Annotated in this window: 26 protein-coding genes and 1 pseudogene; 11 read left to right on the top strand and 16 right to left on the bottom strand. The window is 53.7% G+C overall.

What is annotated here, in order from left to right; genetic code table 11:
* Position 1: 1 nt before the first annotated feature.
* Positions 2-565: an NADPH-dependent FMN reductase gene (locus ATI45_RS13200; protein ID WP_098419883.1), complete on the bottom strand. Its 564-nt coding sequence runs from the start codon at positions 563-565 to the stop codon at positions 2-4.
* Positions 566-678: 113 nt separating this feature from the next.
* Between ATI45_RS13200 and ATI45_RS13195 the strand changes: the two genes are divergently transcribed.
* Together ATI45_RS13195 and ATI45_RS13190 are read left to right on the top strand one after the other, a co-directional pair.
* Entirely contained in the window at positions 679-990 is a 312-nt protein-coding gene (locus ATI45_RS13195; RefSeq protein WP_098419882.1) for a BrnT family toxin, read from the top strand.
* Positions 965-1237, top strand: a complete 273-nt coding sequence (locus tag ATI45_RS13190) for a BrnA antitoxin family protein (RefSeq protein WP_098419881.1) — start codon at positions 965-967, stop codon at positions 1235-1237. The genes ATI45_RS13195 and ATI45_RS13190 overlap by 26 nt, the downstream gene beginning before the upstream one ends.
* A 14-nt stretch (positions 1238-1251) precedes the next feature.
* Here ATI45_RS13190 and dsbG read toward each other — a convergent pair whose 3' ends face one another.
* Positions 1252-2079: a thiol:disulfide interchange protein DsbG gene (gene dsbG, locus ATI45_RS13185; protein WP_098419880.1), complete on the bottom strand. Its 828-nt coding sequence runs from the start codon at positions 2077-2079 to the stop codon at positions 1252-1254.
* Positions 2080-2119: 40 nt separating this feature from the next.
* Positions 2120-2932 carry a TlpA disulfide reductase family protein gene (locus tag ATI45_RS13180; protein WP_098419879.1) on the bottom strand — a complete coding sequence of 271 codons (813 nt, stop codon included), beginning with the start codon at positions 2930-2932 and terminating at the stop codon, positions 2120-2122.
* 87 nt (positions 2933-3019) lie between these two features.
* Here ATI45_RS13180 and ATI45_RS22275 point away from each other — a divergent pair, with 87 nt between their 5' ends.
* Positions 3020-3187, top strand: coding sequence for a hypothetical protein (locus ATI45_RS22275; protein ID WP_179888061.1), 168 nt, complete (start codon positions 3020-3022; stop codon positions 3185-3187).
* A 75-nt stretch (positions 3188-3262) separates the two neighbouring features.
* On the opposite strand, the gene ald is transcribed toward ATI45_RS22275, so the two are convergent.
* The 3 genes and pseudogenes from ald to ATI45_RS13165 all read right to left on the bottom strand — a co-directional run bounded on the left by ald (position 3263) and on the right by ATI45_RS13165 (position 6387).
* Positions 3263-4387 (bottom strand): alanine dehydrogenase, encoded by a 1125-nt coding sequence (gene ald, locus ATI45_RS13175; protein ID WP_098419878.1) that lies wholly within the window; start codon positions 4385-4387, stop codon positions 3263-3265.
* 312 nt (positions 4388-4699) lie between these two features.
* Positions 4700-6112: pseudogene (locus ATI45_RS22420) on the bottom strand (sodium:solute symporter family protein).
* A gap of 95 nt (positions 6113-6207) precedes the next feature.
* Positions 6208-6387, bottom strand: coding sequence for a hypothetical protein (locus ATI45_RS13165; protein ID WP_098419877.1), 180 nt, complete (start codon positions 6385-6387; stop codon positions 6208-6210).
* Positions 6388-6773: 386 nt separating this feature from the next.
* On the opposite strand from ATI45_RS13165, the gene ATI45_RS13160 reads away from it, so the two are divergent.
* A complete protein-coding gene (locus tag ATI45_RS13160; protein ID WP_098419876.1) occupies positions 6774-7556 on the top strand; it encodes a substrate-binding periplasmic protein in 783 nt (260 codons plus the stop codon).
* A gap of 156 nt (positions 7557-7712) precedes the next feature.
* A complete protein-coding gene (locus ATI45_RS13155) occupies positions 7713-8627 on the top strand; it encodes an AEC family transporter (protein WP_098419875.1) in 915 nt (304 codons plus the stop codon).
* Here ATI45_RS13155 and ATI45_RS13150 read toward each other — a convergent pair.
* The 5 genes from ATI45_RS13150 to ATI45_RS21950 all read right to left on the bottom strand — a co-directional run bounded on the left by ATI45_RS13150 (position 8611) and on the right by ATI45_RS21950 (position 12739).
* Positions 8611-9354 (bottom strand): ABC transporter permease, encoded by a 744-nt coding sequence (locus ATI45_RS13150; protein ID WP_098421749.1) that lies wholly within the window; start codon positions 9352-9354, stop codon positions 8611-8613. The genes ATI45_RS13155 and ATI45_RS13150 overlap by 17 nt on opposite strands.
* A complete protein-coding gene (locus tag ATI45_RS13145) occupies positions 9354-10301 on the bottom strand; it encodes an ABC transporter ATP-binding protein (RefSeq protein ID WP_098419874.1) in 948 nt (315 codons plus the stop codon). Before ATI45_RS13145 ends, ATI45_RS13150 begins: the two co-directional genes overlap by 1 nt.
* 27 nt (positions 10302-10328) lie before the next feature.
* Entirely contained in the window at positions 10329-11531 is a 1203-nt protein-coding gene (locus ATI45_RS13140; protein WP_228706025.1) for an ABC transporter permease, read from the bottom strand.
* Between the two features lie 5 nt (positions 11532-11536).
* Positions 11537-12403: an ABC transporter substrate-binding protein gene (locus tag ATI45_RS13135; protein ID WP_098421747.1), complete on the bottom strand. Its 867-nt coding sequence runs from the start codon at positions 12401-12403 to the stop codon at positions 11537-11539.
* Positions 12404-12469: 66 nt separating this feature from the next.
* Entirely contained in the window at positions 12470-12739 is a 270-nt protein-coding gene (locus ATI45_RS21950) for a hypothetical protein (protein WP_143751162.1), read from the bottom strand.
* A 99-nt stretch (positions 12740-12838) separates the two neighbouring features.
* Between ATI45_RS21950 and ATI45_RS13130 the strand changes: the two genes are divergently transcribed.
* A complete protein-coding gene (locus ATI45_RS13130) occupies positions 12839-13354 on the top strand; it encodes a CIA30 family protein (RefSeq protein WP_098419873.1) in 516 nt (171 codons plus the stop codon).
* A gap of 11 nt (positions 13355-13365) precedes the next feature.
* On the opposite strand, the gene ATI45_RS13125 is transcribed toward ATI45_RS13130, so the two are convergent.
* Complete coding sequence (locus ATI45_RS13125; RefSeq protein WP_098419872.1) at positions 13366-14490, bottom strand: PQQ-dependent sugar dehydrogenase; 1125 nt, start codon at positions 14488-14490, stop codon at positions 13366-13368.
* Between the two features lie 32 nt (positions 14491-14522).
* On the bottom strand, positions 14523-14969 hold the full coding sequence (locus ATI45_RS13120) for a YaiI/YqxD family protein (RefSeq protein WP_098419871.1): 447 nt from the start codon (positions 14967-14969) through the stop codon (positions 14523-14525).
* A 271-nt stretch (positions 14970-15240) separates the two neighbouring features.
* On the opposite strand from ATI45_RS13120, the gene ATI45_RS13115 reads away from it, so the two are divergent.
* From ATI45_RS13115 to ATI45_RS13100, 4 genes are all read left to right on the top strand, one after another.
* The gene (locus ATI45_RS13115; RefSeq protein WP_098419870.1) at positions 15241-15927 is read left to right on the top strand and encodes a tellurite resistance TerB family protein; all 687 of its coding nucleotides are present in this window, start codon (positions 15241-15243) and stop codon (positions 15925-15927) included.
* A 171-nt stretch (positions 15928-16098) separates the two neighbouring features.
* Positions 16099-17262 carry an RNA-guided endonuclease InsQ/TnpB family protein gene (locus tag ATI45_RS13110; protein ID WP_098419869.1) on the top strand — a complete coding sequence of 388 codons (1164 nt, stop codon included), beginning with the start codon at positions 16099-16101 and terminating at the stop codon, positions 17260-17262.
* A 63-nt stretch (positions 17263-17325) separates the two neighbouring features.
* The gene (locus ATI45_RS13105) at positions 17326-18279 is read left to right on the top strand and encodes a putative bifunctional diguanylate cyclase/phosphodiesterase (protein WP_228706252.1); all 954 of its coding nucleotides are present in this window, start codon (positions 17326-17328) and stop codon (positions 18277-18279) included.
* Between the two features lie 444 nt (positions 18280-18723).
* Positions 18724-19782 (top strand): AraC family transcriptional regulator, encoded by a 1059-nt coding sequence (locus ATI45_RS13100; RefSeq protein ID WP_098419867.1) that lies wholly within the window; start codon positions 18724-18726, stop codon positions 19780-19782.
* A gap of 233 nt (positions 19783-20015) precedes the next feature.
* Here the strand turns inward: ATI45_RS13100 and ATI45_RS13095 are convergent, their stop codons facing one another.
* Positions 20016-21101 carry an HD domain-containing phosphohydrolase gene (locus ATI45_RS13095; RefSeq protein WP_098419866.1) on the bottom strand — a complete coding sequence of 362 codons (1086 nt, stop codon included), beginning with the start codon at positions 21099-21101 and terminating at the stop codon, positions 20016-20018.
* A 7-nt stretch (positions 21102-21108) separates the two neighbouring features.
* The gene (locus tag ATI45_RS13090) at positions 21109-23805 is read right to left on the bottom strand and encodes an ATP-binding protein (RefSeq protein WP_228736054.1); all 2697 of its coding nucleotides are present in this window, start codon (positions 23803-23805) and stop codon (positions 21109-21111) included.
* Between the two features lie 29 nt (positions 23806-23834).
* Here ATI45_RS13090 and ATI45_RS13085 point away from each other — a divergent pair, with 29 nt between their 5' ends.
* On the top strand, positions 23835-25160 hold the full coding sequence (locus ATI45_RS13085; protein WP_098419864.1) for an RNA-guided endonuclease InsQ/TnpB family protein: 1326 nt from the start codon (positions 23835-23837) through the stop codon (positions 25158-25160).
* A 21-nt stretch (positions 25161-25181) separates the two neighbouring features.
* Here the strand turns inward: ATI45_RS13085 and ATI45_RS13080 are convergent, their stop codons facing one another.
* Positions 25182-26339 (bottom strand): PAS domain-containing protein, encoded by a 1158-nt coding sequence (locus ATI45_RS13080; RefSeq protein ID WP_218926140.1) that lies wholly within the window; start codon positions 26337-26339, stop codon positions 25182-25184.
* Positions 26340-26346: the final 7 nt, after the last annotated feature.

Here is a 26346-nt window from a genome sequence, read left to right as displayed (position 1 = left end):
GTTATCGCATGGCTTTCAGGCCTTTGGCCCATTTCTCAAGCTCCACCAGCAGGTCAGTGGCAGACGGATCAATCAGCTCGTTAGAATGAAACACTTTACTGTCATCAATCTGGTTCCAGGCCATGGGCACCATCACCCCTTCTACCATAGGCATCATTTTCAGGGTGGTGACCAGTTGCCGCGCCAGCAGGGCTGCACGCACGCCGCCGGCGGCACCGCCATAGCTGACGAAGCCACAGGGCTTGTAATTCCACTCGGTGTACACGTAGTTCAGAGCGTTCACGAATGACGGCGGCGGGCAGAAATTGTATTCCGGCATCACGAATACGAAAGCATCTGCGCTGTTCACACTGGCAGCCCAGTTACGGGTATGTTCGTGCTCGTAAATGCCTGTCGCGGGGTGTTTGGCTTCGTTGTAAACCGGAAGTTCGAAATCGGCCAGGTCTACCAACTGGCAGTCAAATGCAGAATGTTCACGGGCGTACTCCAGGAACCACTGGGCAATCGACGGCCCTATGCGGCCAGGGCGGGTGCTACAGGTCACAATGTTCAGTGTCAGTGTCATAAAAACTCCTGTTGATTTGCAGCGTGAAGTAACGATTTTGTTTATTGAACGTCGCCGCGTCTGCATTGGTTAGAACCTGTTGACGCCTGCGTATATGTTGATAATATACATTTATGATCAATTGGGCACAAATTACTGGCTTTAACTGGGACGATGGCAACTCCCGGAAAAATTCAGAGAAACATCACGTCAGCCAGTCTGAGGCGGAAGCCATTTTCTTTAATGAGCCGCTTTTGGTGTTGGAAGACTCCAAGCACAGCCAAGCCGAAGTCCGTTTACATGCCCTTGGTGAAACAGATGATGCGAGACTGCTGCACATTACTTTCACGCTAAGGCATAACGATGCACTGATTCGAGTAATTTCCGCCCGCGACATACACCGCAAAGAGAGGGCTGTTTATGAGCACGCTAAAAAAGATGCCTGAGTTCAAATCAGAAGCGGAAGAACGAGAGTTCTGGGAAGCTCACGACTCCTCCGATTACCTGGACTGGAATCAGGCAAAACCGGCGTCCTTCCCGAAGTTGAAGCCGTCAACCAAGACGATCTCGCTCCGCTTGCCCGAAACTCTCCTTGATCGGATCAAAATCGAGGCTAACAAGCGGGATATGCCCTATCAATCGCTGATCAAGGCTTGGCTTGCAGACGATGTCAACGACAACCGCCGGGCCTGAGGTGCTAACAGCAATCAGGGCTGGGCACTTCCCATCACTGTAGGCATGTCTTCGGGGCGCGGTAAGCCCTGCTGCATCTGGATCTGATCATTTTCATCTTTGTAATAGGTGCTGGGGGTGGCGCTCAGCCCCAGTTCGCCCATCAAACGGTTATTTGCGGTAATGCGTTTGTTGTTGGCACTGACCAGCTCGCGGTTCACCTCTATGCCGCCGTTGTTGTAACTTTGCTGGTTGTCGCGCAGGGCGGCCTGGGGGTCGTCTGCGCCCAGAATGGTGGCGGCTTTAGATAGGCTATCCTCGCGCAGTATGCCCACCATCACGTGTCGTAGTTGCACTTTTCCGGCATCAATCCAGGGCTCTGCCGCCTGGCGGAAACGATGGCAGTAAGGGCAGTTGGGATCGGTAAAGGTATACACGATGACCGGCGCATCGGCGCTGCCATCAAGTACCCAGGCGCTCTCTTCCATTTGCGCCCAGGCTTTCTGGTTCAGCGGCCCTTGTACCAGTTCCTGGATTTTTGGTTCAGTGAGGTTGTCGCCATTAGCATTTAGCATGGGGCCAACAATAATATGGTCGCCGTCGGGAGTCAGGTAGAACGCCACTGGCCGACCCTGCATGTCGCCGGCGTAGCCGGTCAGGCCGCCGGGTGCTTCGAAACTGTCAGCAATGGACACGCCGCGGTCAATCAACAACTGCACCGCAGGCGGGTAGCTTTCCTGGGCGAGGGCGATGCCACTAGCGCCCAGAGTGGCGGCGGCCAGTGCCGCCATTAGCGATGGCTGCCAGCGGCCTGGTTTGTGGATTGCAAATGCGCTGGCTGTAAAGGTGGCGGGTGAAGCCATAACAATTCTCTCCTATAGGGTCAGATACGTTGATTACGGCTCAGGGAGCCTCAAGCTGTTCCAGATTGCTGGCTAGGGTGGCATTGGACAGCTCGCCTATATGAGCATCCACCTGTCGGCCTTCAGCGTTATAAAACAAGGTAGTAGGCAGGCCGTGGCTACCTGTGTTGCGGCCAAGGCTACCGCTGAAATCGGTCATCAGATTCGTCAAGCTTAAGCCTTGGTCTTGCATAAAACGGCGAATCGTTTCCGGTTGTTCGCCCTGATTTACAAAAACAAAGGCCACACCGGGATTGTCTTTTTGTGCCTGCTCCAACACGGGCATTTCGCGAATGCAGGGCGGACACCAGGTGGCCCACAGATTCACCACCATGGGCGTGCCCGGCGCCAGTTCAGACAATTGTATGGGCTTGCCATCAAGAGTGGCGAGGCTGGCCTGGGGCAAGCTGGCGGTTTGTTGCTCCATCAGGGCGATGAGCCCGGCAATAGCGCCCCAGCTGATCAGCCCCGCTGTCATGGCAATGGCCAGTGGGCGGCGTATTCGCGTGTGCCGGCGCATGCGCCAGGCGATAAACACCAAGGCCCCGGCAACGCCTGCCAGAACACTGAAACCGCCATCGCGAATATCAATAATGCCCAGCAGATCATCGCGGTAATATTCGAAGTAAAGCGCAACAAAGCCAATGCGCGCTGTCAGCAGGGCTACCAGAAAAATATCTGCCAGGGTGCCAGCGATGGGGACACCTTCTTTGCGTCCGGCTATAGCACCGGTTATCAGCGCCACCACGAAGGCGAATACCAGCAGTAGATGGCCCATGGGCAAGCTAAGTGGCCCCAGATTCACGGAAAGCATCCTTACTCCTTAAAAATGACAGCAGTTGGCGCTGTGTGACTCGCAACAGAGCGGGGAGTTCCCCTGTTCGGTGCAGCCGTCGCAACTTTGACCATTGCGCTGGACCTGACAAAAACCATCGGCTTTTTTGCGCTTAATGGTCTTGTTTTTGATCAAGGAGTAAATCAGTCTCAATCATCTGTCGAATCTTTTTCATCGGTAAATAGAGAGTTTCTTGGCCATGAAACGATCGCCCGATTTCTTGAAAATCGTTAAGAGCGCACTAAGCAACCCACCGCTCGAAAGTGAACTCGGTGCGGGTGGGTCACACTGCTTGACTGGCGCGCTGTCTCAATCGATCAACTTCAGTCCCTGTGTCGGACTGATGGACTCGATTCCTTGCGCAACGCCTACAGATGGACAGGTAAGCTGGCCTTTCACAACGTTTAGCCCGTTCAGCAGGTGTTCATTGTCTTCCAGGGCCTTGCGCGGGCCTTTATTGGCGATCTGCAACACATAAGGCAGCGTCGCATTGTTAAGGGCATAAGTAGACGTTCGGGCAACGGCTCCGGGCATATTGGCAACGCAGTAGTGCACCACACCGTCCACCACATAAGTGGGATCGGCATGAGTGGTCGGTTTTGACGTCTCAAAACAGCCGCCCTGGTCAATGGCAACATCTACGACCACTGAACCTGGCTTCATTCTCGATATCAGCTCACGAGTCACCAGTTTAGGCGCCGCCGCCCCGGGAATCAGCACACCACCAATGACAACATCCGCTTGCAGTACCGCTTCCTCAACCGTCTTAACACAGGAAAACAAGGTCTGAACCCGGTTTTCAAAAATCGCATCAAAGCGTCTCAGCACCTCCATGGACTTATCCAGCACCAGTACGCGAGCGCCCATGCCCACCGCCATCTGCGTCGCAGCGAAGCCCACCACGCCACCACCAATGATCGCCACTGTCGCCGCCTGCACTCCGGGCACGCCACCCAACAACAAACCCCGTCCACCCTGAGACTTTTCCAGACACCGAGCCCCAGCTTGAATGCTCATACGCCCGGCAACTTCCGACATGGGGGCCAGCAACGGCAAACCGCCTTTTCCGTCGGTCACGGTCTCATACGCGATGCAGGTGGCCCCGCTCTCCAACAAATCTTTGGTTTGCGCAACATCCGGGGCAAGGTGCAGGTAGGCAAACAACGTATGGTGAGAGCGAAGCAAAGCTCGCTCGCTGGGTTGGGGTTCTTTTACTTTTACGATCAGTTCAGCCTGCCCAAACACTTCCTCCGCAGAAGCCACAAGACTTGCACCGGCAGCCAAGTATTGCTCATCCGTAAAATCAATGCCCGCACCGGCACTGGCCTGAACCACCACCTGATGACCGTGGGCGACTAACTCCTGGACAGCTTGGGGCCCTAAACCAACGCGGAATTCATTATTCTTAATTTCCTTTGGTACACCAATAATCATAGTCACTCTCCTGTTCAGGCCACGATTACCCATGACCCATAGCACGAATACAAGTGTATATAGATGCGGCAAAATTAAACGCTTATTATCTTAAAAAAATTGATAGGCTCGTCTTTATTTTCACGAGAAACACCAAGACTAACTGCTTTGAGACTATTTCCAAGCGAAAGATAAAGGTGAGATGAGAAAACTCGATCGCATCGATTTGGCCATTTTAGACGAACCGCAGGCCGTTGAAACGCAACTATCAGGGCGTCGTCGCAATGGCTTCTGGGTTTTATGGTTGCTGATGTAATGAAACGTCAACAGCGCCTAGACGTTCTTAACCGCCGGGTTGAAACTGACTGCAGGTTGAGCCGTTTTACGATGGCTGTTGGCCGCCTTTAGGAACTCGTCAGCTACCGCAGTGGGAGCCTTGGTGAGCAGGCTGACACCAATAAACAACAGCGTTGAGAGCGGAACGCCCCAGATACCTGCCGGGATTCCCAGTACCTTGCCGCCATTGATGTACGCATAGATCACGAACAGGCCGGTACCGATCACGCTGACGAGCACGCCAGCTGCAGTACCGCGACGCCAGTAGAAGGCGCCGATGATCGCCGGAACCATGACTGCCAGACCCGAAGAGGCAGCAACGGACAATACCGCGATGAGGTTAAGTTCAAGCTGGGCAAAGCCATACGCCAATATTGCGATGATCGGGAGGACGATCTTGCCGATGGTAAGCTGACGCTTTTCGCTAGTGCCAGGTTTGACGTTGGCATAGACGTCCCGGGACAACATGGACGCCAGCGTCAGCATGATGGAGTCGATGGTCGACACGGCGGCCGCCATGATGCCAATCATGACAAGGACGCCCAGCACCGGTGGAATCATGTCAGAAGCGAGCAGCGTTGGCGTGGCCATGTCGGGGTTAGACAGGCCTGGAAAGGCAGCCAGCGCGGTAAAGCCCCAGAGGATGGAAGTCAGGGTGTAGACGAGGCCAAATACCAGGAAGCCTACTAGCATCTGACGCATGGCCTTCAGTGATGAAGGCATAAACAAACGCTGGCTCACTTGGGGATTGGTCAGTGCGAAAAAGAACCAGGAAATGGTCAGGCCGAGGAACGTTACAAAGCTGAACAGCCCGCTGCCGGGGACGGACAAGGACTGCGGATGCTCGATTTCAAGGATGTGGAACAGACCCGAAAAGCCGCCAAGCTCCGAAATTGCCAGCAGGGCAACCAGGGTCGAAACTACGATCATCAGGACTGCCTGCAAGGAGTCGGTTCACATGACCGAGCGAATACCTGCGACGTAAGAGAACAGAATAGCCAGGGCGGTTGCGACCATAAGACCGGTAGTAAAGGGAATCGCGCCACCGGTCATGCCCTGCATCAGATAGCCTACGCCAGACAGTTGAACGGCAGCGTAAGGGATCAGAAACAAGCAACTGGCGACGGAGACGGCCACTGCCACCGGTTTGGATGTGTAGCGGTGGCCCAGCATTTCGCTGGGTGTGACAAAACCGAACGTCTTACCCACCGCCCAGAACTTGGGTCCGAAGACTGCCACCAATGAAACGCCGGCGAAGTAAATGATCTCGAAACCCAAGGCGCCCACGCCACCCTTATAGGTTAGACCGGCAAGGCCCACCATCATGAAAGCGCTGTAGGTCGTTGCGCTGTAGCTCAGCGCAGAGACGAAACCGTTCATTTGTCTGTCACCTAGGAAATAGCTCGACATATTTGCGGCTTTGCCCTGACGAGACAGCACGGCGATGGTGAGGGCGACAAGCACATAAACGCCGACTGACCACCAGATCAATGATTCGCTCATGATCAGTAGTCCTCGAAGTTCTTTGTCATGAAAATGTTAGCGCCGATGATCAGCACACCGATCAGGCTCCAGAATAGAAAACTGCCGTACCAAGTCTGCACGTCCGACAGAACACCGTAGGGAACGACGTAGCACAACACGACCAATAACCAGACGAACCATATCCACTTGCTCGTTTTCATGGGCTTCCTCGCTGTTGAACCGAATCAACATAATTGCTGTGTGTGACGAATTTCTGCCATCGCTTAGGGCTACTTTGAAGCCCTAAGCCTGACAACTGTTGACAATTCACATCGGCAGCCAGAGAAATACGCAAGCCAATGACACAAAGTTTGTTTAAAACCGGCCACTTTGGCGGATACACGACAATGCCAGCCCTATCACATGCACGGCAACCTCAGCCTTAACGGGTGCTTGAGCTGGGACTATAGGTTTTAGCTCGGTATTTCTTTGATGGGCGTCAGAAGTTTGGGCAGATTGGGTTGCAATCAGCAGTGGTTACGGTGTCCAATCCCGCGGTGTGTAAAGTGCAGTTCGTGCACTAAAACCAGTGATAAGGACATGCTGAATGCCGACCGCCATGAATTCTCTGACTGCTTGTGCTGTGAAAGGTCTTAGCTACGGCTTATTGTCGCTGCTGTTATTCAGCGCGACGGCAACCGCTGTGGGTGCTGAGAAACTGTACATTTTTACTGAAAAATACCCGCCCTATAACGACACCTTTTCTGGCAAGGCGGTTGCCCATAATGAAGACGACATCACCGGCATTTGCACTGACATGGTCAAAGCCGCACTGGCTCGGGTTGATTATGATTATATGATGAAAATGCGGGCCTGGAATTACGCGTACAACTGGGTTCAGGGTCGAAAAAATCACGCTTTGTTTTGTACCGCAAAAACCGACGAGCGCGCCAATCAGTTCCAGTGGGTGGGCCCGCTGGCGTCCATTCAGTGGACTTTGTTCGCGGCTCCGGATTCTGACATAACCTTGAATTCGCTGAACGACGCCAAAGACCTTCAAATTGCGGGTTACAAAGGCGATGTGATGTCGGATTATTTAACCGCTCAGGGCTTTAACGTGATTATGGCAGCCTCGGGCGAGGTTAATACCCGCCGCCTGGTGCTGGGCCAGGCGGATCTTTGGGTAACGGACGGCCTGGTGGGCCCTCTGGTGGCCAAGAAAGAATTTGGCGTTAGCGGCCTTAAGCCGGTTCTTACATTCCGTGAAACGCCCATGTATCTGGCGTTCAGCAACGAAACCGACCCCGCCATTGTGGCAGACTTGCAGCAAGCGCTGGACGAAGCCCGGGCCGCAGGTGAACTGGAACGTATTGTACAGCGTTACCAGTAAACAGCGGGATGCCCGGCTGAACGTCAACTGCGGCTATTCTTTGCTGTAATGCGCACCTTGATAACAATCTTATTTACGATAACCGAAGCACCGGTTGTTCTGCCTGTAAAACTATAGCAAGCTTTGCATTAGTTTTTTCCTTCACAGGGCTGGGCAATGAACGTTTTCTTCAATGCATTGGTGCCGGTTGTTCTGCTGATTACTCTGGGGCACCTTTTTCGCCGCTGGAATTTCCCCGGGCCTGAATTCTGGCCCCAGGCAGAACGTTTTACCTATTACGTTCTGTTTCCCGCCATGCTCGTGTACAAGCTTGGCCAGGCGCACATGGCGCCGTCGGTTTACGCCGATGTTGCCGTGCTGGTTGGCGCAACACTGGCATCCATGACTCTGATACTGGCCATTATCCAGCGCTTTTGGCGCTGGAGTGGCTCGGTGTTCTCGTCGGTGTTTCAAGGTGCTACCCGCTTCAATTCCTACGTCGCACTGGCGGCGGGCGGCATGCTGCTGGGCGATGAGGGCCTGGCACTGACCGCCATTGTGGTCGCTATTATGGTGCCCATGCTGAATCTGCTGTGCATCGTCATGTTTTCGCTGACGACCGCTGGCCAGCGGATACAGTTTCTGCCCGTGCTGCGGATGATCATTACAAATCCATTAATTGTCGGATCGCTACTGGGTATTACCTGGAGTTACTTCGAGCTGGGCTTTCACCCGCTGTTGGCAGGCACCCTGGGGCCACTGAGCAGCCTGGCTTTGCCTATGGGCTTGATGACGGTGGGTGCGGGCCTGCAACTGAACGTGTTGCGCGGCGCTTCGATGCCGTTTGTGACGTCGTCAATTCTTAAGTTACTGGTGATGCCTGTGATTGCCGCGGGCATCGGCTACGTTTTGGGCTTTGAACTCTTGCTGATGCAGGTCATGATTCTGCTGGCAGCCTTGCCCACAGCCACCTCGGCTTATATTCTTGCGCGCCAGCTAGGCGGTGATGCACCGCTGATGGCCGGTATCATCAGCGGGCAAACCCTGCTGGCCGTGTTGTCTATTCCGTTGATGCTTAGCCTGCTCTGGTAGCCGCGCCAGACCGGGCCCGCTTGTTCTCAAAAGCTTCGAATACACTGTCGGTAGCTAAAGCCAGCAGACCCATCAAGATGGCGCCCTGCAAAATGTAGGCGGTGTTGCCATTCACCAGCCCGGCAATCACCGGATCACCCAGAGTGCGTGCGCCCACGGTAGAGCCAATTGCCGCGGTGGCTATATTGATGGTCACTGAGGTGCGAACCCCCGCTACGATCACCGGCAGTGCCAGCGGCAAGTCTACTTTCAACAGTATCTGGCTGGCTGACATGCCCATGCCGCGGGCCACGTTGCGCACGCGGGCGTCTACCCCTTCCAGACCGCTGATGGTGTTACGCAAAATAGGCAACAGCCCGTAAAGTATCAGCGCCAGAATAATAGGCGTCTCGCCAAAGCCCAACACCGGAACCGCCAATGCCAGCACCGCCACCGGCGGCACGGTCTGGCCGATTGAAGCAACCTGGCTGACCAGAGGGAGAAAATCCCGACCACTGCGGCGGGTCACAAATATGCCTGCGGATACCGCAACAAGGGTGCCTGCGGCGGCCGACAGCAAAACCAGCAGCACGTGATTCTGCAGCAGTGCTAAAAATGACTCGCGCTGATACACCAGCGGCTGAGCGTTGTTTTGCCATTGTTCCAGCCAAGGGGCCAGGGCCGGCAGACCTGCGCTTAACGCAAACAGCATAACGATCAAGGCGGTGGGCGTTAACCAGTTGCGCATCAGGCCAGATCCCCGCATACCTGAGCTCGGGTGACCAGACCAATTTGTACACCTTGGCGATCATAAACGGGAGACTGCTCCAGATTGTGCCAGAGCATCACTGACAATGCCGCACGCAGACTGTCATCGTCGTAGATAGAGGCCTCAGGTACCACGCAAGGACCTGGCGCGATATGCGGCGTCATAACCTGGCCAACCTGCCTCAGAGCCAGCATTTTCAGACCACGATCCTGTTGCCCCACCAGATTCTCGACAAATGTGCTGGCGGGGTGGCGCAGGATGTTGTCCGGCGTGTCGTACTGAATCAGTCGGCCTTGATCCATAACCGCGATGCGACTGGCCAGTTTCAGGGCCTCATCGATATCGTGGGTTACAAACACGATGGTTTTTTTCATCTGGCGCTGAATGCGTAGTACTTCAAGTTGCAGGGTGTCGCGGGTGATGGCGTCCAGAGCGCCGAAGGGCTCGTCCATCAGCAGGATATCGGGGTCTGCCGCCAGTGCGCGGGCAACACCCACGCGCTGGGCCTGACCGCCCGAGAGCTGGCTCGGATACTGATTGCGATACTGGGCCGGCTCAAGATTCAGCAGTTGCAGAAGTTCGTCGGTGCGCTGCTGAATCCGTTGCGGCGCCCACTTCAGTAAGTGGGGTACGGTGGCAATGTTTCGCGCCACCGTCCAGTGTGGAAAAAGCCCGGTGCCCTGAATAACGTAGCCCATGCTCAGACGCAATTCACGGGCGTTCAAGGTATTGATATCTTTGCCATTCACCAGAATATTGCCGCTGCTGATGGGCAGCAGGCGGTTGATCATTTGCAGCGTGGTGGACTTGCCACAGCCCGAACTGCCCACCAGAACGCAGACCTCGCCGGTTTCGACCTTAAGATTAACCGCGCTTACCGCAACGGCGTCGCCGAATCGGCGGGTCAGGTTTTCCAGTTGGATCATGTTCTGCTCACCGTTGTCATAGTGGGTTCAGTGCGCCGGGTTTGACGGCTTCAGCGCGCTGGCTAGCAGCGACAAGGCGGCATCGGCCACCAGCGCCAGCATCACCGTGGGAAGGGCGCCCAGCAGTACCAGATCCATAGCAGCCTGGCCCAGACCCTGGAAAATAAAAGTACCAAAGCCGCCAGCGCCTACCAGTGCCGCAACCGCGGTCAGGCCGATGGCTTGCACTGTGGTAATGCGCACGCCTTCGATCATCACCGGCAGCGCCAGTGGCAGCTTGAGTTTGAAAAACAGCTGGCGTTCCGACATGCCCATGCCGCGGCCCGCGTTTAACAGCGTGGGTGCAATGCCGCAAAGCGCCACGTAGTTGTTGCGCACCATGGGTAGCAGGCTGTAGGCCACCAGCGCCAGGGCGGCCGGCGCCCAGCCAATCCCGTGAATGCCAAGTTCCTGCAGCAGCGGAAAGTGGTTCGAAAGCGCGCTCAGCGGCGCAATTAGCAAACCAAACACCGCCAGGCTGGGAATGGTTTGCATAAAGCTCACCAGCGCCAGAACCGGCCGCCGCCAACCGGGGCTGGCGAGCATTTTCAGGGTGAGTCCGAATGCAATAACCAGGCTACAGGCGACAGCGCCGAAGGCAAGTGCCAGATGCGTGCCGAGGGCCGCAAAGAACTGTTCGGGACGCGCCTGAAACTCCCTCACCAGCGACAAGCTGGCAAGGCCGTCGGCGCTGAACATGATCGACCAGGCACCCACAATGGCGGCCAGCAGCAGCAGCCGTGTCAGGCGGCTGCTGCCGAGGCGGTCCAGCACTTCCAGCAGCATCAGGGATAGTAGGAAAAGCAGGCACCAAAACGCCGCGCCGATCGACGTGCGCGCGTAAGGTGCGTTCGAGGGTAGATGCTGAGCAGCGAATACGCTCAGTAATACGGGTAGCCAGGCGAGTGACAGAGCCAGCAGTGCGGCCAGCCAGGCAAAGCGGCGGGGCAGTGGCAACAGCGCCAGTAGTATGGCGCCCAGAAGCCCCAGGGTAATCGCAAGAGCACCGCTACCGCCCAGAGCTGCCATTAAGCCGAAGCCTTCGCCCGGCACAATACGATTAGGCTGGATGCTGCCCAGATTCAGAGTCCACACCAGCACCAAGGCCAATGCAGCCAACACCGGAATGACCCGGTTTGGGCGGGCGTTCGTGGTGCCGGCGACCGAGCCGATAGCGTTATCCAGGGTCACCCCGATCAGTTCCCGCTAAGGGCATCCAGGTATTGCCTGGCAACGGTTTGAGCTGGCGCGCCATTCACCGCAACCTGGCCATTCAGGCGGCGCAGGGTTGCCAGATCCAGCGATTCAAACACCGGCTTTAACACGGTGGCGATGTTCGGGTGAGCGGCCAATACCTCCGCTCGCACAATGGCCGCCGGCTGGTATACCGGCTGCACGCCGCGGGTATCGGTTAGCACTTTCAGATCCAGCGCGTCCAGGCCACCATCGGTGCCGTAGGCCATGGCGCCGTTAACCTGATTGTTGTTGAGCGCCGCCGCCCGCAGGGTAGCCGCAGTGTTTCCACCAGACAGCACCAGCAGTTGGTCAGCGGTCAGGGTAAAGCCGTAAGCCGCCTGAAACGCAGGCAGGGCACTGGCCGATTCAACAAACTCGGCGCTGGCGGCGAACTTGAAGCGGCCCCCGTTGTTCACATAGTCTGCCAGGTCATCCAGGGTTGTCAGCTGATGCTCCCGCGCCAGATCACCGCGTACGCTCATGGCCCAGGTGTTGTTGGCGTTGGCGGGGGTTAGCCAGACAATATTGTGCGCGTCTTGGTCCAGTTTGCTGGCCTGAGCATAGGCGGTGTCGGCATTTTTCCAGACGTCGCTGTCGGCCTGATTGTGAAAAAAGGCAGCATTGCCGGTGTATTCCGGATAGATGTCAATTTCACCCGCCTTGATGGCGTTGCGGACGATACTGGTGCCCCCCAGTTGTATTCGGCTTTCAACCGGGATGCCGGCTTGTTCCAGACTTTGAAAGATCAACTGGCCCAATACAGCGCCCTCGGTATCAATTTTTGAGGAAACCACGACCGGATCAGCCGCCAGGGCTGGCCCGGCCATGAAGACCGTTATCAGAGCGAGCAGGCGAATAAAACGGATGTTATTGAACACAATTGATCCTCATAATTAGATAGCGAGTGACATCAGAGCGATGGCTCTGTTGCGGGGTTTATGAATTCGACCATGGCTTCTGGCGTGGTTGTCTAGCCACTGATTAGAGCCAAGAGCTTTGTCCCAGATGCTTTCTTCGGTGCCGAAGTGATCTCCGGGTAGTCGCCCTGAGCGACTAAGGCGGGCATGGCGTATGCCCGTGTCGGTACTAACAAAATAACGGTGCACAACTGAATAATGTACGCTGATAGAAAGCTTTAATACGAGTGTACTGCAACGGATCATAATGCACGCCATCAAGCCTGAAAAATTATTAGCGTTTAGGGTGGCGGATATAAATGTCTGTTTTGCGTTTTAGTGATCTTTTTTAAGGGAGCGTGCTCAATGAATACAAATGTAGACCGTGGCACTATTTTAGTCGACTTTTCCGTGACCTCGCCCGCGCCCGAGTGGTACGCGGTTAACGATGGCGTGATGGGTGGCGAATCCCGCGGTGGACCCGCAATTGTGGATGGCCGGCTGGTTTTCTCCGGACAGATATCGCTGGAGAACAACGGTGGTTTTTCGTCAGTGAAAAGCAGCGGCCATCAGTTTGACCTGAGTGCCTGCCATTCGCTGCGTCTGCGGCTGAAAGGCGATGGGCGCAGTTACCAGCTCAGACTTTATACCGACGCCCGTTATGGCCATTCACCCATCGCCTATACCGCCGAGTTCCCGACACTCGCAGGCGAGTGGACGGAGCCGGTTATACCGATCGCCCTGTTGAGCCCGCATTTTCGTGGCCGCGCGCTTTCCGGCCCACCTCTGGATGTTGAACATGTAGAAGCCATGGGCTTGCTACTGGGCGACAAGCGCGCGGGTGCGTTCGAGTTGCGGGTTGAGTGGATCAGGGCGGAATAAGCCTACCCACACTATTGTGTGGGTACCATACGGTAAAGCTTGCCCTGTGGGGCGTCGCTCAGCAGCCACAAAGCGCCGTCAGGGCCAACCCGAACATCGCGGAGGCGTTCGTTCAGATCGGTCAGCAAGTCTTCCTCCTCAATCACTTTGTCATTTCCGTTTGTCCCTAGTCGTACCAGTTTGCGCAGTTTCAATGCGCCCACAAACACATCGCCCTGCCATTGTGGAAACAGGCCGCCGCTGTAAAGTGCCATACCTGACGGTGCGATGGACGGATCCCAATAGTGCAACGGCTGGGCCATGCCTTCTTTATGGGTATCCGAAGTGATCGGCAGCCCCGAATAGCCGATACCGTAGGTGATTTCCGGCCAGCCGTAATTGGTGCCGGCTTGCAGGATGTTCACTTCATCGCCGCCGCGGGGGCCGTGTTCGTGGGTCCAGATTTCGCCGGTCTGTGGGTGAACGGTCATACCCTGAATATTGCGGTTGCCCCAGGTGTAGAACGTGTCACGGATAGCGGAGCTTCCCAAACCTGGATTGCCCGGTGCAGGTTCGCCGTCGATGGTAATGCGATGCACACCGCCGGCGTCATCGCGGGTGTCTTGAGCGCGATCTTTTTCACCGCGATCGCCCACGGCGATGTAAAGATAGCCGCTGCTGTCAAAAGCCATGCGCCCGCCAAAGTGGCGTGTGCCGTTCGAGCGGGGCAGGGCTTCGAAGATGACCTTAAGGTCTTTGAGTTCGTTGTCATCCAGTACCGCTCTTGCAACCCGCGTGGTCATTCCCTCAGGCGAGCCATGGGCATAGCTAAGAAACAGGGTGTTGTTGCTGGCAAAATCCGGGTGCAGTGTTACGTCAAATAATCCGCCCTGGCCGGATGCGGCCACCTCGGGTACACCTTGAATGGCCTTCGCCGCCAGCGCGCTGTTTTGGACTATTCGCAATCTTCCGGGCCGCTCGGTGACCAGAGCCGAGCCGTCTGGCAGAAACGCCAGGCTCCAGGGATGCTCCAGCCCCTCTGCGATGGTTTCAAGCTGAAAGGGGCCTGCGTCAGACGGGAAGGTCTGGCTGAACGCCAGCGGCAGAACCCCGACCAGTAAGGCAAAACCGATCACAGCTTGCTGTAAAACCCACATAAAAGTCTCCTGTTTCGGTCTTCGACCAGCAACTACCGATTACGTTGCAGCCAGCGGTCCAGTTTGTCGGCAAATTCTTTGCGGTCGCTCTGGCCGAAGGGCGCCGGGCCGCCGGTAACCTGGCCGGCGTTGCGCATCTCTTCCATAAAATTACGCATCGCCAGGCGTTGGCGAATATTCTCTTTGGTAAATGCCTGGCCTCTAGGGTTGAACACATCTGCACCCTTTTCAATGGCTTCTGCGGCCAGGGGGAGATCTTGTGTGATTACCAGATCCCCGGCTTTGAGCTGATCCATAATTTCGTTATCCGCCACGTCAAACCCCTGCATCACTTGGCGGGTGTGAATAAACGGCCCCGGCGGTAAAGGAACAACGTGATTGGCAATAAACGTGGTGTCTACCCTCCAGCGTGCTGCCGCGCGACAGATAATCTCGCGAATGGGCACCGGGCAGGCGTCGGCATCAACCCAGATGGACATGGCAGGCTCCTGAGTGTGTGAAGGTTATGGGTGAGTGGTTTAAATAGATCGCCAAATTTATTCTAATCCGAGGAAGATCACTTTGCAGGAAAATAAACCTGTTCCGAATTTTCGTCTGAAAAACCGTGTGGTTGCAGGAACGTCTGCGTCCGCTGACAGTCTTATAGGGTTAGCGAGGCCTGGACTCTGGCGATTAACAGTGCGGGCGGCAGTTTACGTGAATCGGTTATCTGTGCAATTACATCAATAGTTATCACTGGGGCTTATTACCATGGTTGATATGAATAAACTTTTGGGATCGTTTCTTGGTAGCGGTGCTGGGACCGGTTTTGCCGGTGGGTTGGCCGGCGGTTTTGCGAGCAAAATGATAACCGGGAAATCTGTCAAAAAACTTGGGTCGGGGGCCCTTAAGCTCGGCGGTGTTGCAGCGGTTGGAGCGTTGGCCTATACCGCATACCAGCGTTACAACAATAGCCAGGGCGCAGCTGCGGCTGAAACCCAAGTTGTAAATGCTGCCGCGTTAAAATCGCCCCCTGCCGGATCTGCTTTTCTGCCCGCGGCAGATGATCAGGCAGCCAATGACAGGTTAGGCCTGATGCTGATACGCGCCATGATTGCGGCGGCCCGCGCAGACGGACGGATGGACGCACAAGAGAGCCAGGTTATTTTTCAGCGGATTGAATCCCTGGGGCTGGATAACGCAAGCCAGAATGTTCTGGTGCAGGAAATGGGGCACCCTGTTGATATGGACGCGATTGTTAACAGTGCCACTTGCCCGGAAGTAGCGTCAGAAATTTACATTGCCTCACTGCTGGCGATTGATGTAGATACCGCCGCTGAGAAATCTTACCTGGCCATGCTTGCGGCGCGCCTGCAATTACCGCCGCAGCTGGTTACAGAGCTGGACAACCAAGTGAGCGCCCTGAAACCAAAACATGCTCGATCCTGGGATATTTAACGAAATGAGCGGAATTCCAATTCAAAATCTCTGATTTAGTGTTGGATGGATAGCGTCTATTTGGATCGATCTTGGTTTTCGATGTGCACACGAATTGTGGCTTCTTTTCGTCGGTAAATTTCACTGTATAAATGATTGACACCAATTATTTCAAGTCCTAATATTATCAACATGAACAACGAGAAATCAACCCACATTCGCACCCAGAAAATCCTCATTCGAAAGCAGCATGAAGCGTTTCGCGGGGCCAGCGTTTGCACTCAGATTGTTGGCCAGGAATGGACCTCTTATTTTGCGGCTCTGCGGGCGTACAAGAAGATGCCTTCCAGCTTCAAGGCCAAGCCGAAGAAGCCCGGTTACGCCCACAAATCGGCCACCGTGCACATCGGCCGAAACGGTTTCAAGTTTGTCGACGGTACGTTGTATTTTGCCAACGGTGTATTGCCACCGATCAAAACGCAGTTTCGGTTTTCACAAAAATGGAACGCGTCTGTCGGCGACACCGTTGCGCTTGAAGTCAGAATTGTACCCAGGGGCAACTGCTTCATTATCGAAATCATCTACAACGAATCAAAAATTGTGGAGGCGGGCAACTTTTGCCGTCTTCTCGACCAATCCCGCAAGGCCGGGATCGATCTAGGCATCAACAACCTTATCGCACTCGCAACCGATCAGCCGGGCGTTCGCCCTGTTCTGATCAACGGTAAAGCGCTGAAATCGATCAATGCCTGGTACAACAAACGTGTGGCCAAACTTCGCTCCCAAGGCAAATACGCCCACATTCGCGCCGTGACCAACAAGCGCAATCGCCGGATAAAAGACCTGTTGCACAGGGCCTCCAGCAAGGTGATCGCGTGCTGCCTGGAGAACAATATTGGCACGCTGGTCATCGGTTACAACAAACACTGGAAGCAGGAGGTCAATATTGGCCGTGTGAATAACCAGAAATTTGTCGGTATTCCGCATGCCATTCTGATCTCTCAAATCCAATACAAGTGCCAAGCTCTCGGCATCACCACCGTTATTCAGGAAGAGTCGTACACCTCCAAGGCATCCGCTCTGGACAACGACTTCATGCCGGTTTACGGCAACAATCCTGAAAACGTCGTACCACTATTCAGCGGAAAGCGAATCCGCCGAGGGTTGTATCAAAGCAAACACGGGATCATAAACGCCGACATCAACGGCGCTCTTAATATCCTCAGAAAAGCAACGGGTGAGGCCTTAGGGCTAGCCTGTAAGGGGTTTGTGTCCAACCCCATAATGATGGATCTTATGCCACACAAATCCATCGTTATTAGAAGGGAAAATACTGCGCATCAGATCGCCGCGTAGTAGGTTTACCCAGATGCCAACTCAAAATCTTCGATTTAGTGTTGGTAGTTCACTGATAACGAAATATACAGCGGTTGCAGTATCGGGATTTCACTGTTCCCCGGGGACGGCAGTGAGGTGGATGATTTGATAAAGCGCGCCGATGCCGCCATGTATCAGGCCAAAGAACAGGGGCGCAACAATTACCAGTTTTATTCCGCTGCCTACAACCTTGCGGCGCTCGAACACATATCGCTGGAAGGCAGGCTAAGGCGCGCATTAAAAAACAACGAGCTGGCACTTTATTATCAGCCGCTGGTACAGGCCAGAACAGGCAAAATCGTTGGGCTTGAGGCCCTGCTGCGCTGGAATGATCCGCTTGAGGGCATTATTCCGCCCGACCGGTTTATTCCTGTTGCCGAGGAAAGCGGTTTAATCCTGCCGCTGGGTGAGTGGGTTCTGCGTGAGGCGGGGCGTCAACTGAGCACATGGCATGCCGCGGGGCTCACGAATGCCAGTGTTTCCGTCAATGTCTCTGCCATACAGTTACAGCGCCAAGACCTTGCCACGATTGTCGACCAGGTATTGACGGATAACGGGCTTCGCCCCTGGCAGCTGGAGCTGGAAATTACAGAAACCGCTCTGATGAGAATTCGGCCGGAGGTCATCGGCGATTTGAATGCAATGCGTCAAAAAGGGATCACTATTTCACTGGATGATTTTGGTACCGGCTACTCTTCTTTGAGCCTTTTGCAGGAATTGCCCATAGGCAAACTCAAAATCGATAAAAGCTTCGTGCGAGACATGCTGGTAGACCCGAAGGATGCAGCCATCGTCTCGGCTGTGTTGTTTATAGCAAAAAGCCTGGGCTTGAGTTCAACCGCCGAGGGTGTCGAAACGCCCGAGCAGGCTGCTCGCCTGGCGGAGGAAGGGTGTGATCAACTTCAGGGTTATTTGCTGTGCCGGCCGTTGCCAGTGGCGGAGATGACGGAATTCTTGAAGGGCAGAAAAACCATTGAACTCCCCAAACCACACTGAAACAGCATTGAAGTGGTCAAGCACTTAATCTAAATCTCCAGAGTAATTCCGAGCCGATCGGAAGGCCTCATACTGGCCTCATTTTAAGCAAAGGCAGGCTAGGTAAGCTTTTGTAAAATAGCTCTATTCGTGATTTTTGATTAGACAGCAAGGCTGACTGAACTGGCATGTAGTGGCTAATAAAATTGATTCATATCAAATAGAACGCCAGGGATACCTGAGAAAATTACGTAGTGAAAAGGGACCCATACCGTTTTGAAAGTTTGCTTCTGACGATTCATGAGCAAGGAGAGATTTAAACGCGATCTTGTCTCACTATGTCGGGTTTTGTGTGGCTCCCAACCCGCGCGGCTAGGTGAAGAGTCACATCCGTAAGTGTGACTTTCTGTAAAGTTTCGAGCTGCATACAAAGTAGTATGCATATTAGCCGGAGGATCAAAAGAAATGTGTGTCTGCAATGCCCCAGACTTTTTGCTTGAACACTACCTTCGCACCACAACTAAAAAACCGCGAAACTGGTTGTCAGCGCTTCAGTTGTTGACTGGCTGTTCACGACTGTCTCAAGAGGTGAACGTGTCACCCGCCGGCGAAGCCGATTTTGATTCGCGCCTGTCATTTCTCGAGGCGGGAGACATTAACGTATGTGGTATCTATCTTCGTTCCGCGTCCAGTGTCGTTGGTTGCAATGCTGGCCGAACGGCGATCATTATGCCTGCATACGGAAGCGTTGATTTTGAGGTTGAAGGCGTGCATTTTCACAGCGTCCCCGGGGTTCCCTGTGTACTCAAACCAGACGCAGAGTTTCGAGCCCGACTGTCATCGGAGGCTCATCTTTTTATTGTTCAGATTAGCCACTCAGCTTGGAAATACGCGAACGGATTGCTGGAAAACGCTGACTTTGAACTGGCAAAAATACTCGTAAGTTATTTGCGTGAGACTCCTTTTTTTCGGGATCATCACCATGCAATGGAACGAACCCGGTGGCTTGAGGAAATCTTGAACCGGTATCTGGCTGGCGAAAGTTCGGTGGCTGCAACGGTTAAGAATAAGATCCTGATTGGAGAGGATCGAAGGTTGTGTACTGCCATTGAACAGATCAATGACCGATTAGCCACAGACATTGAGCTGGAAACCATCGCCCGAGATTCGGGTATGAGCCTGAGAAATTTCTATTACCTCATGAAAAAACGTACAGGGATGACACCGTATAGTTACTGCCAGTCACGCCGATTGATCAAGGCAAGAGAGTCCCTGATCCGCTTCCATCGCGAGGACCCGGTAGTTGCAAATCATGCGCTGAAGTGGGGGTTTAATCATGCGGGTCGCTTTTCATCGTATTATTTCGACCATTTCGGTGAGTATCCCAGTGACACCATCCACGGCATCAAGCTATTGGAACGGCATTCTGAACAAGTAGTTTCAACCGATACCGGCGCTGCGGGACAAAGCACTGTGTGGTATACCTCCAGGGCTTCTTCCGCGCAAGAGGTAGTGGTGGGCTAGCCTTATCCCATGAGGCGTTTCACCGGTTCGCTGAAAAACCCTCAACGTGCTGTTTGCGAACGGTTCTCGAATGCTCTGGTGTCGAGTGTCTAATGAAGTGCCTTTCAACCGTGTCACAGTGGTAAGAGCAATGTCGGTTGCTCTCGGATTGGCACTGACAATCGTCCGGTTCTGATTGATGAGAATGACTGCATCGGGAATCGCATTGATCATCCAGATCAGGTTTTCGGAAGTCATTGGCATAAGTGGTCCGGCTGGTCCTGATAGACATCGATGATTTTTACAAAGCTGGCAACATCGGCCAGGAACAGGTCAACCAACTCCGGATCAAAGTGTGTCCCTCGGTTTTCCCGGACCAATTCCACTGCATCTTCTACCGGCCAGGCTTTCTTGTAGGGGCGTGCCGACGTCAACGCATCGAATACGTCGGCCAGTGCGGCAATTCTTCCGGAGAGAGGAATATCTTCACCTCGTAGTCCGCCTGGATAGCCACTCCCGTCCCACTTTTCGTGGTGATTAAGGGCAATCTCTCGGGCCAGTACCAGAAGCTCGCTGTTATTGCCCTCCAGCAGCCGTCCGCCGATTTTGGGATGAGTTTTCATGGTTTGCCATTCCTGCGGGTCCAGCGTTCCGGGCTTCAACAGGATAGCGTCGGGAATGCCAATTTTACCGATGTCATGCATCGGGCTGGCTTGCAGGATCAAGTCGCATTGCTCTTCAGACCAGCCCGCTTTACTGGCAAGAAGGGCGCACATCTTGCTCATTCTTATAATGTGATTCCCTGTTTCCTCATCCCGCCACTCCGCCGCATGTCCAAGCCGTCGAATGATTTCCAGTCTGCTCTCGCGTAATTCCTGTGTGCGCTCTTCCACCAATATTTCCAGGTGAACTTTCTGGTTGTGCACTAGCCGATGGGCAGTATGCGCATCCAGAGAATTGTGAACGCGCATTAGCAACTCCCGGCGATCAAATGGCTTGCTGATAAAGTCCCTGGCTCCGGCTTCCAGAGCGCGAAGCAGATAGTCCTGCTGATTCTGGGCTGTCAGGATAATAATGGGAGGCACGATGGGATCACCCAAGTCACCTAGCTGCTTCATAACTTGATATCCGTCGACGCCTGGCATATTCAGATCCAGAAGAATCAGTGAAGGACGATGCTCGTGGTAGGCTGGAATAACTTGGCGCGGATCGCTGATCAACGTCAGATTGGTGTAGCCTGCAAACGTGAGGATTTTGTCCAGAAGCTTCAGGTTTGCCGGTTCGTCATCGACAATAAAAATGCTTTGTTGGTGAAGATTTATTTCTAAAAAGGCGGACATGAGTCGGTTATCCCAAGTATTTTTTAAACGTGTTCGTTAATTCTGCAATATTGATCGGCTTAGTCAGATAGTCATCAAAACCGGCGTTTTTCCCTCTCCGAACTTCACAGTGCATGGCGCTTGCCGTCAGGGCGATAACAGGGGCATTGTTCGGAGGAGCCTGTGTCTCTAACTTATGTAGTATTGTGTAGCCATTCATATCCGGCAGATTGATATCGAGAAGAATGAGGTCGGGTTGACAGGTTCTTGCCAGGTTTAACCCTTCTTCGGCGGTGGTCGCAGAAATCAGAGAAAAATCGGGTTGCCGCTGGACAATTCTTTCAACAAGCTTCAAGTTCGCCGGATTATCCTCAATATAGAGAATGGACTTGTTTTTGGTGACCGTTTGCTCGCCAGATAGAGTTTTGCTTTGGCCGGAATTGATTGATGGCTCGGCGTTAGTGCTCGTATGCCCTTGCTCAACCGGCAGGCGGATCCAGAATGTAGAGCCTTCGCCAACGACACTTGTGAGCCCAATGCTGCCCCCCATCAACTCGACGAGCCGGTGGGTCAGTGATAGCCCTATGCCAGTACCTTCGATGTGGCTAAGTTCTGCACCCAAGCGGTTGAACGGCTGGAACAGTTCAGGTATTCGGGACTCCGGGATGCCAGGACCAGTGTCTGTAACCCGAATATCGACCCAGGCAGTTCCGTGGGGTTTCGCCTCGATCAGGATGCTACCTTCACTTCTATTGTATTTGACGGCATTGGAGAGAAGATTCAACAACGCCTGTTTCAAGCGGGTCCAGTCGGCGGTGACCCGGAGGTTTGCCATGTTGCTGATAGAAATCTGGATACCACGTTTTTCAGCGGATAGCCTGATCAACATGAGCGCTTCGTCAATGATTGCGCGCACGGGTATGGTCTCGAGCGAAAGGTCCAGTTTACCCGACTCGATCCTTGCCAAGTCCAGTACTTCGTTGATGAGTGCGAGCAGGTGATTGCTCGCGGACAGGATTTCGTTGGCGCTGTCCTGTTGGTCTTCATTCAGCGCTGCATCGCTTTCAAGTAGCTGGCCAAAGCCCAGGATGGCATTTAATGGCGTGCGCAATTCATGGCTCATGCTGGAGAGGAATTCGGATTTTGCCCGGTTTGCCTGGTCTGCCCTCTGTTTTTCTCGAACCAAGCTCTTGCGATTGTTGCCCTCCATATCAATCATGCGCTGAGAGTTGATGATCACGCCGTAAGTTGTGGTAAAGGGCTGTAAAAAACTGATCAGTGACTGGTCGTAACCGGAATCACGATTTGCAATGGCGAAAACCCCGACCAGGTCGGAGCCGACCAGGATTGGCACGCTGAGAAACGTCCTTATTTCGGGGTGCCCTTCCGGGAGCCCCGCGAACAGTTCCACTGACCGAGTTTCGTCGACACTCACAACTTTCTTGTTTCGGATTAACTCGCCCATGACGTTATCTAGGCCGGGAAGCTCGAATCTATCTGTTCCAACCCGGCTGCACATTTCTTCCGAGGGCAAACTCCAAGGGAGATTGGTAATGGATTGGACCCGAAGATAGGGAGCTTCCTCTCCGTCCTGAAGTACCTCGGCCAGAAAGCCAAATTCGCTGTTGGTCAGCTCCAGCAGGCTCTCCAGCATGGTGTCAAGGGTGGCTCGAAATTTTCCCTCACGAATGAACGTGGTGAGGGACTCATGAAGCATGTTCAACAGGCTGGCTTGGTTGGCCAGTTGCTGCTCCGCTTCATGAACTTGCGTTACGTCCTCAACAACACTTAGCATTTGTTTTGCAGTGCCATCATCGCTCCGGACTACCGCCCCCGTTTCCAGAAGCCATCTCACCGTGCCGTCGGGCCATACCGCTCGATGCTCAACCCGATAGGGCTCGTCATATTCAATCGCGGCTGCTATTCCGGCCTCAACGTCTGCGCGGTCATCAGGATGAACAGCGGCCATAAAGTTTGCATAGGATGTTTCCAAGCCTCCTTCAGGGTAACCGAAAAGTACTGGAATGATTTCTGTCCAGACCATTTCGTTTGTTTCAAGGTTCCACTCCCAGGTACCAATGTTTGCAAACGCCTGGGCTTTATGAAGCCTCTCCCTATCCTGTTCCTGATCGAACTCGGAGAGCCAGCGGGCCAATGAATGGGAAATAACACTGCCAAGTATATCGATCAAACCTTGATCGCAGAAAGCGTCAGTCAGGGTACTCTGCCGTGCGAGGAGTTCTAGTGATCCAAGTGCTGTCTGATCTTTCCATAGTTGAGTTTCAATTTTATCGCCGTCAACTCTCGGACTTCGGCCTTCAGTTGTGTCAAAGCTTGTAATTGAAAGGGGAGTATCATTACTGGAGCCGCCCGTAAATTGTCGCCAGTTCGCAACAAGTGAATCGTTCTGGCGAAGCCTTATGGATACATGATGAATGCCAAGAAACCCGCAAAGGGGTTGCAGCGCGGACTGGAGTGTTTCTGGGGCACTTGCCCAGTGGCCGGAAAGAGCGTGAGCGCTGGCCTCGCTGACCAGTCTTGCAAGCTGGCCGTGCAGTTTCACTCGGTGTTCAGCCGTTTTAACGAAATGAGCGGAATTCCAATTCAAAATCTCTGATTTAGTGTTGGATGGATAGCGTCTATTTGGATCGATCTTGGTTTTCGATGTGCACACGAATTGTGGCTTCTTTTCGTCGGTAAATTTCACTGTATAAATGATTGACACCAATTATTTCAAGTCCTAATATTATCAACATGAACAACGAGAAATCAACCCACATTCGCACCCAGCAAATCCTCATTCGAAAGAATCATGAGGCGTTTCGCGGGGCCAGCGTTTGCACTCAGATTGTTCGCCGAATTAAGAACGCCACCTCTTATCTGATGCAGCACCATCCGGACGGCAAAGATCAGAGACTGTCGCATCGCGACGCTGATAAATGGCTGAAGAGAAACAACTCGGAACTGTACACCAAGCTTCCATCAGCCATCGCCCAGCGAAGCACTCAGATTGTCGGCCAGGAATGGACCTCTTATTTTGCGGCTCTGCGGGCGTACAAGAAGACGCCTTCCAACTTCAAGTCCAAGCCGAAGAAACCCGGTTACGCCCACAAAGCGGCCACCGTGCACATCGGCCGAAACGGTTTCAAGTTTGTCGACGGCACGTTGTATTTTGCCAGCGACGTGTTGCCACCGATCAAAACGCAGTTTCGGTTTTCACAAAAATGGAACGCGGCTGTCGGCGACACCGTTGCGCTTGAGGTCAGAATTGTACCCAAGGGCAACTGCTTCATTATCGAAATCGTTTACAACGAATCAAAGATTGTGGAGGCGGGTCGCTTCTGCCGTCTTCTCGACACATCCCGCAAGGCCGGGATCGATTTAGGCATCAACAATCTTATCGCACTCGCAACCGATCAGCCGGGCGTTCGCCCTGTTCTGATCAACGGTAAAGCGCTGAAATCGATCAATGCCTGGTACAACAAACGTGTGGCCAAACTTCGCTCCCAAGGCAAATACGCCCACATTCGCGCCGTGACCAACAAACGCAATCGCCGGATAAAAGACCTGTTGCACAGAGCGTCCAGCAAGGTGATCGCTTATTGCCTGGAGAACAACATCGGGACGTTGGTCATCGGTTATAACAAACACTGGAAGCAAGAGGTCAACATTGGCCGCGTGAACAACCAGAAATTTGTCGGTATTCCGCATGCCACCCTGATGTCTCAAATCCAATATAAGTGCCACGGGCTGGGCATCACCACCGTTATTCAGGAAGAGTCGTACACTTCCAAAGCCTCCGCTTTGGATAATGACTTCCTGCCGGTTTACGGTGAAAAACCCAAAAACGTCTTACCACTATTCAGCGGAAAGCGAATCCGCCGAGGGCTGTATCAAAGCAAACACGGGATCATAAACGCCGACATTAACGGTGCTCTTAATATCCTGAGAAAAGCAACGGGTGAGGCCTTAGGGCTAGCCTGTAAGGGGTGCGTGTCCAACCCCATAATGATGGATTTGATACCACACAAATCCATCGTTATTAGAAGGGAAAATACTGCGCATCAGATCGCCGCGTAGTAGGTTTACCCAGATGCCAATTCAAAATCTTCGATTTAGTGTTGGTAGTTCACCGTGGGTGATGTCTTTGCGAATAGCAATGTACTTGTACGGGCGCTGCCTACTGTCCAGAAAGGGGACGATCGTTGATGAGACCCAATAGAGACTGCCGTCTTTAGCGCGGTTGCAGATCTCACCCTTCCAGATTTCGCCCCGGGATATCGTTTTCCACAGGTCTCTGTAAAAATCGGGTGAATGACAGCCGGATTTTAGAAGGCGGTGATTCTGGCCGAGCAGTTCTGTCTCAGAATATTGGCTGGTGTCACAAAAATTTCGGTTAACTTCGGTAATTTGCCCTGCGCTGTCAGCCATACTGACTATGGCGTGATGGTTCAGTGCAAAGTGTTCCTGTTCTCGTTTGTGCAGGATGTCATAGATTCGCCCACCCGATGTTGCTTGCCCGACCTGTTGATGTGTCAACTCATGGATAAGCCTGGGCAGCTCGGCATTAGTTGCGTAGTGGATGTTGGTTCCAGTCAGGCTCAGGAAGTCCCTAGCTTCGCTATCGGTAATGTCGTCGGTCGTGAAAATAACGGGTATGCCCGAGCTATCCGGGAAAAAACGGAGCAATTTAGAAAGTTTATGATAGCTCATTAAGTCGCTGTAATGGCTTATAACGATGACATCGGAATCGCGCTTTCTGAGCAAGTCGAATGCCGCCTGAATAGAGCCTGCTTGCAATGACTCAATAGACCGGGTGGAAAAATGTTCCCGGATTACCTCATAGGTTGCTTGCCGGTCTTCAACAATCAGGGCGGTTCTGGCCATCAGTGAGTGAGAAATGCCCAGCTCCTGACAGGTACTGGCCAGCATTCGGGATGTGAGCGGTTTGACCAGAAAGCGTCTGGCTCCCGCTGCTATTACCGCGCTGGCTAATTCGGTTGTCATCGATTTTCCGACAACTATGATCTGGGCGCCGGCCATTCCGCCATTGGCGTACAGTTGGGTTATTACGTCTATCAAGGGCAGCGCTTCGGAACCGTCGGCATCAATAAGCCAGATATCGGGTGGCTTCGTCGCTTCGAGGGGAGCCGTTATCGATGAGAACCGACAGTTGAAATCTGAAGAAAGCAGGGAGTCCCGCTGCCGTTTCAACCAGCTTTCCGTTTCTGTACTCCCGACAATCCCGATGTCAATCATTCGGCCA

The sequence above is a fragment of the Marinobacter sp. LV10MA510-1 genome, from assembly GCF_002563885.1.
Taxonomy (GTDB): domain Bacteria; phylum Pseudomonadota; class Gammaproteobacteria; order Pseudomonadales; family Oleiphilaceae; genus Marinobacter.
This window is presented reverse-complemented; position numbering and strand designations above follow the sequence as displayed.